We start from the raw sequence: 12,246 nt of genomic DNA on the forward strand, positions 1-12,246 counted from the left end.
TACTGGGACATGCGGGCGGCGACGGGGGCACCGAGGTAGCGGGCGAACTCGGTGGCGAGGGTCTTGGCGCTGGCGGTCCCCGCGCGTGCGGAGCCAGCCATTGCTGGCCGGTGTCGGGGCGCGGTGGGATAAGGGAACTACGTATATGGGTGCCCCTCTCGCGAGGACCGCCCGCCCGCGCTCGCTGCACTGGCTGGGTCAAGGAAAGACGTCACATCATGCGGAGCAGAGAGACAGCACAGGTCAGAGGCCCCTTTCCGGCTCTGTGGGTAGCCGCTTGGGCCATCGAAGCGTCTAACGAGCGTCATCAGCAGCTGGCCAGGTTCTACCAGTCGGTTGGCCATGTACTCCGTCGATGCTCTGTGCCGGGTCGAGCTGACAGCGCCGGGCCAAGGAGCGGCGCACCGCTTCTCGGCCCAGGTTCACTCCAGCTCGTCGGATGAGCTGGGGCGTCCGGTGGGTTCAGGCTCGGTCTCCGTGACCGTGCAGGAGGTAGTGGGAGTCGCCCGGGTGGCGCTGGACCCGGGCCTGCCGCCAGGCAGCGTCGAACGAAAGGTGCTGGGGAGGCGAGGTGTGCGCGCGAGCGCGGCGCATCAGGAGCAGCGCATGCCAGCTGGTTCGCGGGGACAGCAGGAAGCGCCATAATGCCGTATATCGGGCTCTCACGTTGCGTCCGTGGCGGTGGGGCTGGCCTCACTCGTCGCCGACGGCGGTTTCAGCAGGGCTTCGGCCTGGTCGGCATGGCCGGGCTTCCGGGCGGCACGCATCCCGTTGGCCATGAGTACCACCAGTAGGCGCTTCTGTTCCTCCTTGGGGAACTCGGCGAGGAAATCCCGCAGGATGGTCAGGAGTTGCCGCTCCACGGGTTCGTCGCGCTCTTTCGGGTAGCCGCGCAGCCGTCGTGCGAGCGCTTCCAGCTGTGCCTCGCCCGGCGGCTGGGTGATCTGCGCATCAGGCTGCTGGAGCCATCGGGCCAGGAGGGCTGCCGGATGGGCAAGTTCCCGGGCGAGGGCTTCTGTGCGCTGCCGGGCGAGGGTGTCTGTGACTGCCTGGGCGCGTATGGCGGTGAGCAGCTCCTTCACTGCGGCACGGTCGTCGTCGGCAAGTTGGAGGTGAACGGAGGCGGTGACGGTGGCGCCGCCCGGAAGGCCGAGCTCCTGAGGTTGACGCAATTGCTGTGCGCACGCGTCCTGTGCGGCGGGAAGGTTGATCGGGTCCTGGTCGCGTACCGCAGCTGCCGCCACGGTACGCAGGGCGGTGCGGACACGGTCGGCGATCTCGTCCGGGTCGTAGGGGCCTGAGGGCTCCGGGGTCAGGGTGGCGTGGATGGTGGCGGTGAAGTGGATGCCGGGCCGGCTGCTACGCAACACTGCGAAGAAGGTGCCGATCTCCCGGTGGAGTCGCTTACGGCGGGCCCGTTTGGAACCCTGCCTCATGTCGCGCCCTCCGTCCCGGTACGAAGGGAGGAATCATCTTCAGGCGCGATTGCGGGGCCCAGCAGCGTCTGGGTCTGGCCGCCGGGCGGCGTCGGCCGGGGGTCATTCCATCGCAGGATGAGACGCTCGCGCAGGTCGACGACCGACTGTGCGGTGTATCCCGTGCCGGCCCGTCCGGCGATGAAGGTGGACAGCGGACCGGTCATCCAGTGCTCGCGGATGACGCGGTTGAGTACCTCGACCACTGCGTCGGCGTCGAGTGTGCCGTCGGCCACGGCTTCGGCCCAGGCGGTGAGGACCTCCTCGCACCGTGCTTCCAGCGTCGGCACGGACAGGGCGGCGGACCAACCCCGCACCAGCTCGTCGGCTGTGTCCGGGTGCTCCAGGGCGTTGGCCACCAGCAGGGTCGCGGCAGGGTGCTCGGTGGAGGGACGGAGCAAAGACAGGACCGCGCGGCGTGCCGCGAGATGGTTGCGATCGTCCGGCTGCTGGTATTCGGTCAGCCATTTGTTGACCGTGTCCCACACGCGCGGCAGCAGCCGGACGTCCGAGCCCATGGCGCGCAGGACCTCTTCAGCCACGGATACGGCGCTGTCGTGTTCGCCGCGGCCTAGCACCCAGCGCAGGCAGGTGAGGGCCTGGCGGGGGTATTCCTTGGAGAAGGACCCCTGGCACACCACCGCGGCCACGGTGGCGTTGGCCAGGGATCCCTGGCCGGCCCAGGATCGCAGTTTCGTACGGACTTCCGGGCCGAGGGCGGGGTCCCTGGCGACGCGCGCGAGCAGACGGGAGGCACCGTCCTGCCCGGCGTCGCCGGCGGCGGCCCATGACTGGGCGACGTCCAGGGGACGCAGATCGCTTTCCTCGACGGCGAGTTGGGCCAGCAGATCCGCGATCTGCGGGATCCGTCCGGCGCCAATCCCCTTAGGGGCAGTGAGCTGCTTGACCCACTGGATCAGGCTGGGCTGGATGTCACTGAGCTGGCGCCAGAAGTGCCGCAGTACAGCAGCAGGGTATCCGGGCAGGTGGCTGAAGGAGACGCGCTGCCCGTCACTCTTCGCCTGGACCGCCTCCAGCCGGGTGACGAGGTCACGGCCCGTCAGAATGTCCCGGATGCCACGCGTCTTCTGGTCCCCGAGCAGCAGACGCGCCCCGGCCAGGACCTCGGCGGGGCTGTGCCCTTCCAGCATGATGGCCGCCAGCAGCAGCGCCCGATCGTCCGCGCTGTCCTGTGTCTCACGGAAGACGTTGCCGACTCGTTCACGCCAGCGCAGTACGAGGTCGCGGGCGTCCTTGAGCGTGCCGCCCGATTCACTGATGCGGTTGAGTTCACGGGCGAGTACTGCGGCGTCGCCCGGATGCATGTCGGCACGGAGAAGATCATCCAGTGGGGCTCGCCGGTCCTCACTGTCGCTCTCCTCGCCCTGTCTGGCGACATCCCGGACACTTTCCTGCAACCATCCCCGGCGTGCGACCCCCGGAAAAAGCTGCTCAATGTGGTGCCGCGCGATCCGGTCCCCCGGGGGTGCGTGGACGGCGCGGACGACGGTGCGCCCCAGGACCGGGTCGCTCTCGGGCCAGCCGTGCTCACCGGCTACCACGACGAGGTAGGAGCCTCTTTTCCGCAGCATCTCGGCGTGCCCGAGGAACTTCCGGGCCGCGACCTCCGGCTTCTCCCAGCGCGCGCTTTCACCCGAAACGTCGAGCAGGTACCCCCGGCCGTGTCCGGCGGGGAGCAGGAATTTGTCCTTCTCGACCGATTCCCAGTCCGGCAGCACGTGCTCGAGGCGCAGCCGTAGCCTGGGCCCGCTGTTGCCGGGCAGAACAGGCCGCAGCTCGGACAGGGCGCGTAGTCCCGCTGCGGTCTTGCCCGTCCCGGGCGGGCCGGCGATCACGACTACGCGCTCATCCAGACCGAGCATCGCCAGCACTTCCGGGGCGGTCGCGATCTCCTTGCCCTCGCCGTCCTCGGCGACCCATGCACGGCGGACCGCGTCGATCTCCGACGTAGGCACGGGCACGCTGGGCAAAGGCTCCTGCTGGTGCAGGTTGATGTCCCGCCCGGCTTGCAACAGGGTCGAGTAGGTGTTGTTGGCGGCGTGAATCCCCCCACGGGACACACGGTTGTCGGGCGGCACACTGAACGAGGTCACGGCCCGCTCACGCCCTCGGGTTGCGTGGCGGCACCCCGTAGTTGATGCCTCCGCTGCCCGCGTCCAGATTGCCCGACGCTTGCACGATCTGGCTGTTGGTGTTGTTCTGCGCGGTTAACGCCGGAGCGCCCTCCGACGGCGCGTCGTCCTGCGTGGCGGGCAGGAGCGCCGCCAGTTCCTCGCCCATGTCGGGATAGCGGTCCAGATAGGCGGCGAGCTGCAGGACGAGCCGCTGCTCCAGTCGGCTGCGCAGACCGCCGCGGTCTTCCTCTGCCGCCTCAACGAGAGTCTGCTGTGCCTCATCCAGTAGCTCCAGTTGCCGCTCCACAGACGACTCCCCGTCCCGCCTGAAGAACCGGCGAAGGGCTTCGCGCAACGACAACCAACCGCCCCTGGCCATCTCCGCCGCCACGGCACTCGCCGCTGGCACGGCCACGGCCATAACGTCCAGTTCGGAAGCCACGTTCCCCCTCGTCTCATACATCGTCGCTCCACAGCCGGAGAACAGTCTGCGATCACCCCTGCACACCGAGCAGCGAGATGGGTAAGCATGACGGAAACGGATAGGGCCGGGCACACCGCAGCACATCGCACGCACTGTCCAGAACGAGTCACTCAGCGGTGAATCGAATTGCCTACCATGCTCGTGAGCGGTGCCGCCGATCAGGAGTTCGACACATATCCGGCCAGCTCGGTGCATGCTGTGCGAAGCCGAGGTCTATATAAGGCAATCGGTAGGATGGCTAAATTCGGACTCTCGTTGCCTTCTCCGGGCGGATCCTCACGTCCACCCCTGGCCGTACGACAGTGATGGCCGCTGGACGTCGCCCGACGAAGCGCTAACGGAGCATCCCTGAGTGCGCGGACGCCTCCGCCCTGTCCTTGAGGGGACAGGGCGGAGGCGTGTTCACGCGGCGATGACGAGCGGGGAGTCCAGGCGCTGCCACGCGCCGAGGACGGCCTTGTGAGCGTCGGGCTGGAGGTGGGCGTAGCGCTGGGTGGTCTGGAAGCTCTCGTGACCGAGGAGGTGCTGGACCTCGTAGAGCGATACTCCCTTCTGCACCAGCCACGAGGCGCAGGTGTGGCGCATGGAGTGCGGCGGATAGTGCGGGACGGGCTGCTGTTCGCCGTCGCTGTCGAAGTAGCAGGCGGCGTCGACGGCCGGCCACCAGGTCTGCCGGCGCCAGTTGCCGTCGTCCAGGCGGCGACCGGCCCGGCCCTTGGTGATGGTGGTGAAGACCAACGCGTCACGGTCGAGCCGGTGGATGTGGCGTTCGAGCGCCTCCAGGACGTGGGGCGGGAGCGGGACCTCGCGTCGGCTCTTGGAGCTCTTGGGGTACTCCTTGATGCCGCTCTTGGTGTTGACCTCCACCACGAACAGGCGCGAACGGCGCCGGTCGATGCGGTGGCAGTGCAGCCCGGAGAGTTCCCCCCAGCGCAGCCCGGTGTAGAAGCCGAGCAGGCACATCGTCTTCCACGCGGTGGGGAGTTCGTCCAGAATGCTCTGCGCCTGGTCGAGCGTGAACCACTGCGGCGGCTTCACGGCAATCGGGGGCAGGTCGATGCTGCGGCACGGACTCACCGCGATGACGTCGTCGTCGACGGCCGCCCGCATGATCGAGGACGTCAGGTTGTAGGCCCGCTTGATGGCCGCGGGGCCCGTGCCCTTCTCGATCAGGGACCGGATCCAGCTCTGGACGTCCATGCGGGTGATGGCCCGCATCTCCCACTCCGCCCAGTAGGGCAGAACGTGGTTCTTGATGCTGGAGGCGTCTCCCCGCAGGGTGTGGGGCTCGACCACACGGGCGTTCCACCACCGGTCGTGCCACTCACGGAAGGCCATCTCACCGGCCCGCGGATCACGCATGGTGCCGCGGGCGAACTGGGTCTCCATCTCGATACCCCAGGCACGGGCCTGGGCTTTGAGCGGGAAGCTCTCGCTGAACCGGTCTCCGCTCCGGTTGCGTACCGTCGCCTGCCACTTGCCTGACGTCAACTTGCGCAGGTACGCGGTACTACTCCTTTGTTCGGGGATGGGGGACAGGCTGACAGCACGAGGTCAGCGACGGTTGCGCGGGGAAACGACCGACCTGCTGGCGATGAACTCCTCCAGCCCGCCGACAGGCACACGGACACGGGAGCGACCCGTTCCGGTACGCAGGTCGACAACCGGCAGTTCCCCGGCGGCAATGAAGCGGTAGACGGTACGCCGGTCGACGTCCAGAACGGCGGCTACGGCAGGAACGGACAGCAAACGGGCAGACATCGATGAGTCCTCACGGGAGCTGGAGGGGGAAGAGGAGCAGCCGGAGCACCGGCCCCAGCCGCGCAACGAGAAGGACAAGGCCACAGCCACCAGAGCAACCGCCGCTCCAGAAGCGTGGAACGTGGGCCCCGCCTTCGCGCGCCGGCCAGGGACCGGCGCGGGAATCATTGCTTAAGCGAGTCCGGCAGAGCCATGACCTGATTCAGGTGCTCCCAGTCGAGTTCGACGTCCTCTACCCGGAAGCGATGCGGGTAGCGCTGTGCGAACCAGCTAGCGCTCAGGCCAGCCCATTCGGCGACACCCCAGACGGGGACACCCGTCTTGAGCCACAGATCCAGGCAGGACTCGCGGAGACTGGCAACCTTCTCCCCCACTCCCGCTTCATTCTCCTCGCGGCTCAGCACCGCCTCGCACGCCTGCTTCCACGCCTTCCGGTACACCGAAGACGGAAGCGGCCCACCGCGCTCGCCGGGAAACAGCAGCTCGCCCGGCTTCAAGCCAGCCTGGTCGATCCACCCCCGCAGCACACCCACGAGGTCCGGGGTGAGAGGAACACTGCGGCCCTCACCGGCGCGGACCCGCACCTCACCGAACCCCTCCTCCGGGAGCGTCACATCGTTCACCCGGAGCCGAGTGGCCTCACCAGGCAGCAGGGCCGCACCCGCCATGGAAGCGAGGAAGGGAAAAACCACCCCCGGTAGCCCGGGATTCTCCTGCACCCACCGCAGCAGGGCACCGATGCGCCACTCGGAAAGCAAGGTCGATTCGTCTATTGCGAGCTGTGACAAAACTGCATGACTCCTTACACGAGAGATCGGGACGCACTGACGTCCCCTGGTTCTTCAATGGTCCCAAGAAACGCCGGTTTGGCCAACCGGCGATCGTCGGCTATGTTGCGCCCAGTCCGGCGCTCGGCGCACCCGCTGATACACCTAGGACATGAGATAGGTCGCCGGGCTTTCCTAGGACCGCTCTAGATTTACTTGCTTCGCCGCTGTATTCCAGTCCCTACCGGGGTCAAATGTGTCTGCCGTCGGCGAATCAACATTCTCAGCCATGATGAGTCGGCCAGAGGATGCGTCTGCCACCATCCCCGCCAGCAGGGCAGCGGCAGGGCGCAGCACACGGATAGGACCCGCAACTCTCGGAATCGCTGGTGTACGCCAGAACAGAGCAGGCGCCTTCTAAGCGCTTGGCCGCAGGTTCGAGTCCTGCCGGGGGCGCCAGGCTCCACCCTCCCTCTCGGGAGGGCTTTTCGCTGGTCAGAGCGGCTTTCAGCGGGCACGACGAAGCCCCGGACGCCCTCTTGGTGATCAAGGGCTGACTCCGGGGCCGTCCGGCTGTCACCGGGTTCTCGCGGGTGGCCGTGTCGAATACGTGTCGAAGTTCTCGACCGGTGGGAGATCAGCCGGCGCCCGGCACCTCCGCCTCCGGAAGATCACCCGCGGGCAGCGGCCGATGTAACCGTCACTAAGGCGGCGCGATAAGCGAAAGTCTGGACCTTCTCTGGGCCGTCCTGGCCGCTCGACAGCGGCCAGTGACGACCACTACGGGCTGTCCCGTAATGATCAGCAATCCGACGTGGACTGCACGAACAGCAGCAAGACGGTTCCAGTAAGCGATCCTCGATCCCCCAAGTGATGCCCCCCGCTTTTTCCTACCATCTGCCTATGCCGTCCGTTAATCCTGATTGTGGAGTCTCGGCGGTCAGCGTTTGACGCGGCTACGGACGGCTAGGACCGCCAAACCGAGCAGGGAAGGTTCGATCATCCGAGAGGCCATCTCGGTGTAAGTGCCGGCCGTGGTCAAATCCTGGCCGGATGAACGAAAAATCACCGAGTTGATCACCACGCGTAGCGACTTCTCGAACCGTTCGCTTGTTACCCGGTTGATAAGGGGGCTGGTTGGGTTGGTCGGGTCGGGGATATCGGTGACCAGGGTGACATTTTGCCCGGCCTGCGCTTGGCGGCCGGTGGTGGTCTGTTTAGGTGAATCGACTGGAATGCCCCACAGTACCATGACTGCCATAGTGGTGGTAATAGCTACAGCCAGCCAGGCCAGGGCGCGGGAGGCACGCAGACCATAGCCGGACAAGGCCCAGTACATATGAAGCAAGACGCGCTCAGTCTTCGAAGTACTTTCTCTGTCGTGACGGCGCATCTCGCACTCGCCATAGTAGAAGTCCGCCGCTCCGGGCTCGTTCTTGCCGTCTTCCAAAGCCTTGCGCAACTGTCGGTAGAGCGCGGCGAGGGTCTCCGGACCTGAGATGTGCACCGAATTCGGGTGTTGCGGCCCAGGCCGCCACCCGCGGGCGGAAGGCTCCTGATTCGGGGAGAGATCTCTTGAGGCCGCGCGCCAATAATGTTCCTCGGCCAAAGTACGGCGTCGCGACCACCGCAACGGCATCAGTCCGCGACGGTGCCATCCGATCGGAGGGTGAGCGAAGGTCGTGCGGCCTCCCATATGGAGCTGATCTAGGTGCACCACGCCGGTGAAACGGCACTCGGAAAGGTTTACGTCTGTCAGTGCTAAATGCGCGGTGTCCACTCCAGCAAGAGATGTGATCTTCACGCTCGTATTTGAATCAGCCAGCACTTCCTCCAATGTAGGTCCCCCATGGCTGACCATGGGGGCTAGCTCTGCCGCCAGAGTAACCGGGTACTCCATCACAGCCCCGGTTAGGTCTACGCTGGCATAGCGGAGCCGCAACGCCGCCGTGGAGGCCCATCGTACCCGTCGGCACGACAATTCCTTCGCTGAAACCTCCAGCGTCACCGGCGCATTGAATACAGCATCATCCAGCCACACCACGCCACCGCTTGCCAGTGGTCCCACCTGCCGGGCTGCCTCGAACCTAGCCCTGTGGAATTGAGCGTTACATTTGAAGACTGCGCCACTGAAATGAGTGGCACTACTGAAGACCACCTCCCTGAACCGTGCGGTGCCGTTGAAAGTCACCTCGTTGAACCCAGCGGTACCTCCGAAGATCACCCCTCTGAACTGGGCGGTGCCATTGAAAAGTGTTTTGTCGAACCAAGCATTGCCATTGAAGTTCGCCTTGTCGAACTGAGTGTCACCATTGAAGGCCACCCCCCTAACCCACGTTGCGCCATTGAAGGACGCACTTCTGAACCGTGCTGTTCCTTCGAAGGTTACTTTGTCGAGTCGAACGGTGCCGTCAAAGGTCGCTTCGGTAAAACGAGCAGCCCCAATCCGTGGCTGACCAGTGGCGTGGTCGCGCAGAGCGTCGAATAACTGACTTAGCAGCTCCTCGGTGAAGGAGGTGCCACGGTGATCAATATCAGCGCCGGGCACAAGGGTGCTCAGGTAGGCGGCACGCTCGACCTCATTCAGATGGGGCAGACAGGCATTACGACCAGGCACATTGATGCCGCGGCAGCCAACCGGATCCTCCGCTGTGCTGCCGCGGCCGCAGTGCGGCCATCCCGGTGGTGTGGTGGACGACTGTCCAGAAGTCACAGACATCATGCTGCGAGGACGATTGAGCACTGTCCGGTGGTTCCCCACCTCGGGGTGCAGCGCTGGCATGTAGGTATCCACCATGGCGCTGCACCACAAGTGCACCAGATCGAGCGGGGAACAGCGGGAAATCACGGTGAAAGCCAGCGACACCGGCGGGGGCGCAGGCTAACCGTCAACGCAGGTCAGCGTCCGGACCGCCCGCAAGTGATCGCAGCTTCCCAATCTGAGGGCTCGGCCGGTCACCGCCGTCAGGCGCTGGCCATCGAAACAGGCAGCGTGGCTGAGGCCGGCGGGTGTGCAACGAGGCACACGCGGGCGTGGTCGGTCGGCGCACTCGCCGTCGTGGCGGGCTGTCGTCGGCTGAGGTTCGGGCTGGGCGCGTCGAAGGTGCCGGCCGTCAGGCGAGCGCGGCGAAGCTGGGCCGTCTCTGGGCCGTCCGAGGTCGCTCGACAGTGGCCAAGGACGACCAATTACGACCAGTAGGCGTACGAGCGCACTACCTCTGAGCAGCGAATACCCAGCTCGCCAAGATCCCCGGCAAGACCCAGGGCAAGAAGACACCTGCGAGCGGGGAGCCTTGACGACATGTCGCCGCAGGTCACGGGCGGATGTCCAACGGCGCAGCGTGTGCATCATGAGGCATGGGAATCGATCTGGAGCTGCACTCTTCACGGCCGGCTAACAGCAACTGGCGCAAGTCCCGCGTGACACTCCTGCGGAGTTCCTACGGGCACGGCGACGCGCTGGCCGATGCACTCGGCTCGCTCCATCTCTTTGGAGTACCGGGGCGGCTCACTGCCGTCGATCCGTACGGGGACACGTTGATGAACGAGCAAGAGGCCGTAGCCGCCCTCCAAGAGATCCACAGCCTAAGGCAAAGGTGCGGCGATGAACGTCAGCTCGCCGCGCTGGACGACCTCGCAACGTTGCTGGCAGAGTGCGCGGCCACCCCAGGAAGTTACTTGTGGTTCGCGGGCGACTGAAGCTGGTGCCACGTCCGCTATGTGCGTGTCTAACTGCGTGACAACGCCCACGCACAACGGCGAACAAGCGCGGACGTCTGCGGACCATCAGCGCAGGTGAGAGCTGCACCAGTCCCAGGCAGAGGCCTCACCCAAGTTGCTTCGGGACGAAGAGGTCATGGGTTCAAATCCCGCCACGCCGCGGGGCAGGCCCTGCCCCGCGTAGTAGTTTCCACTCGACCGCGACTACGCCGACCGGTCAACATCCGTACATGAACACGGAGATCACGGTCGCGCTGATTGGTGCCGCAGGCGTGCTCGGGACGATCGGCGGCACGATCGTGGGAGCCCGGATTCAGTCCAGCAGCGGCCACGCCCAAGCCCAGGCCGCGCGCGACGCGGCATCAACAGCTGCCCAGGCTACCCGCGGTCAAGTACTCGGGGAACGCCGCTGGGCTGTCTTGACGACCTACCTGCGGGCCGCCGACCTCTGCGTGGACGCAGTCGCGCAGTCCTACGATTCTGGGTCCCTGGGTGAGAACGACGGCGCCTACAAGGTGTTCGTGCTGGCCCAGGCTGAGGCAGAACTGGCCGCACCAACCATCATGGACACACACCTGGCCGAGATGCACAACGCCGTGAGAAACATCTGGAGCACGGCAAGTATTTGGGCGCCCCACGGATGGGGGTGGCGGGCTCTGACGGAGATGGCACAGTCAGGCCGGCCGGAGGCGGCGCAAGCCAGGACCGTGCTGCAACGTGTGCGCGGCGAAGGTCCTCGTGAATCACGTACCGTCGCCCAGCTCAGGGCTGAGCACGAGGAACTGCGCGCAACGCTCGAAGCTCTCCCCGGTTTCACAACTGATCACGTCAGTGGGCTGCTACGTGACCGAAGCGACCCGGACAGGGCGGGGCGAGAACAGCAATGGCGCGAGCAGCACTACTTCGAGGTGCGAGGAAAACTGATCGAGGCCGCCCGAAGCGTGCTTGGAACGAATCAGCTTTAAGCCGCCGACAGTGGCACCATCAACGGCAGTGCCTGTTACGCCAAACCCACGGTTGGTGGGATGCAGCTCCGCTAGCTTCGACATATGACTCTTGAGCTGCCGCATCCAACGGCTCCGGTTGTCGTCCACTGCCCTGAATGCGATAAGCCAGTGATCGCCAGTGCCGCTGGGCGCGTACTCGAGCCGGACACAGACGTGTGGGGGCCCGGCGATCTCGTCACCCTCGCGCAGTGCACTGGGTGCGGAAGGGCGCTGGTCGTTACCCAAAGTGACGGCCTCGAAGGGCGCTGGTCTGATCCCGTACGGGTCTACCCACCCACGGGCGATCAGCTCAGCTTCAGCGTTCCTAGCAAGCTGCGTGACGAGTGCGAAGAGGCCCGCCGTTGCTTCACGAGCAAGGCCTTCACTGCTACGGCTGTCATGGTCCGACGGGTCCTCGAAGGTCTCTGCCTCGACCAAGGAGCCACCGCAAAGCCTCTGATGAACGCGCTCAAGCAACTCGCGGCCGACGGGAAACTTGATGGTCGTCTGCTCGAGTGGGCTCAGGAGCTGCGGGGTCTCGGTAACCACGGAGCGCACCACACCGGCGTACCGGTACAGAGACAGGATGCGTATGATGCTCTGCTGCTCACGGAAGCGATCTTGACCTACGTATACGCCCTTCCCACGCAGTTCGAGGCATTCCGGCGGCGCAGGGCGGCTGAACCCCCGTTGCTCCCGCCGCTCACAAGCATCCCGGGGCAGCAAGCTCCGCCGACGACCGCCACGATTCCCGGCGATGGGCCAGCGCCCGCATCACAAGCGCACCAGACGGAGCGGGGAGCAGCGGGGACCCACAGGGAAAGCGGTCAGATCCGATGAGGCGGCTCTATGGCCATATGTGGAGGTCAGCGTCCGTACCAGCCCCAAATGATGGCAGCTTCGCAAGCTGAGGGCTCG

9 protein-coding genes and 1 pseudogene are annotated in these 12,246 nt (G+C 65.8%); 2 read left to right on the forward strand and 8 right to left on the reverse strand.

The features are described 5' to 3' along the window. Nucleotides 1–2: 2 nt before the first annotated feature. The 8 genes and pseudogenes from HB370_RS41545 to HB370_RS00785 all read right to left on the reverse strand — a co-directional run. Nucleotides 3–74 (reverse strand): annotated as a pseudogene (locus HB370_RS41545) (ATP/GTP-binding protein); the annotation flags it as partial. 588 nt (nucleotides 75–662) lie between these two features. Further along, on the reverse strand, nucleotides 663–1,436 hold the full coding sequence (locus HB370_RS00755; RefSeq protein WP_030794874.1) for a hypothetical protein: 774 nt from the start codon (nucleotides 1,434–1,436) through the stop codon (nucleotides 663–665). Further along, the gene (locus HB370_RS00760) at nucleotides 1,433–3,589 is read right to left on the reverse strand and encodes a hypothetical protein (RefSeq protein ID WP_030794876.1); all 2,157 of its coding nucleotides are present in this window, start codon (nucleotides 3,587–3,589) and stop codon (nucleotides 1,433–1,435) included. The genes HB370_RS00755 and HB370_RS00760 overlap by 4 nt, the downstream gene beginning before the upstream one ends. Before the next feature lie 7 nt (nucleotides 3,590–3,596). Then, nucleotides 3,597–4,052 carry a hypothetical protein gene (locus tag HB370_RS00765; RefSeq protein WP_157855692.1) on the reverse strand — a complete coding sequence of 152 codons (456 nt, stop codon included), beginning with the start codon at nucleotides 4,050–4,052 and terminating at the stop codon, nucleotides 3,597–3,599. A gap of 444 nt (nucleotides 4,053–4,496) precedes the next feature. Beyond that, nucleotides 4,497–5,585 carry a site-specific integrase gene (locus tag HB370_RS00770; RefSeq protein ID WP_167512927.1) on the reverse strand — a complete coding sequence of 363 codons (1,089 nt, stop codon included), beginning with the start codon at nucleotides 5,583–5,585 and terminating at the stop codon, nucleotides 4,497–4,499. Nucleotides 5,586–5,648: 63 nt separating this feature from the next. After that, on the reverse strand, nucleotides 5,649–5,855 hold the full coding sequence (locus HB370_RS00775) for a helix-turn-helix domain-containing protein (protein ID WP_078637875.1): 207 nt from the start codon (nucleotides 5,853–5,855) through the stop codon (nucleotides 5,649–5,651). A gap of 164 nt (nucleotides 5,856–6,019) precedes the next feature. Beyond that, nucleotides 6,020–6,643 carry a tyrosine-type recombinase/integrase gene (locus tag HB370_RS00780; RefSeq protein WP_030795333.1) on the reverse strand — a complete coding sequence of 208 codons (624 nt, stop codon included), beginning with the start codon at nucleotides 6,641–6,643 and terminating at the stop codon, nucleotides 6,020–6,022. 919 nt (nucleotides 6,644–7,562) lie between these two features. Further along, nucleotides 7,563–9,419: a pentapeptide repeat-containing protein gene (locus HB370_RS00785; protein ID WP_244405315.1), complete on the reverse strand. Its 1,857-nt coding sequence runs from the start codon at nucleotides 9,417–9,419 to the stop codon at nucleotides 7,563–7,565. Between the two features lie 560 nt (nucleotides 9,420–9,979). Here HB370_RS00785 and HB370_RS00790 point away from each other — a divergent pair. Further along, nucleotides 9,980–10,321, forward strand: a complete 342-nt coding sequence (locus HB370_RS00790) for a hypothetical protein (protein WP_030795339.1) — start codon at nucleotides 9,980–9,982, stop codon at nucleotides 10,319–10,321. A 251-nt stretch (nucleotides 10,322–10,572) separates the two neighbouring features. Next, a complete protein-coding gene (locus tag HB370_RS00795) occupies nucleotides 10,573–11,307 on the forward strand; it encodes a hypothetical protein (protein ID WP_030795342.1) in 735 nt (244 codons plus the stop codon). Nucleotides 11,308–12,246: the final 939 nt, after the last annotated feature.

It is taken from the genome of Streptomyces sp. DSM 40868, assembly GCF_011820545.1.
Classification (GTDB): domain Bacteria; phylum Actinomycetota; class Actinomycetes; order Streptomycetales; family Streptomycetaceae; genus Streptomyces; species Streptomyces eurythermus.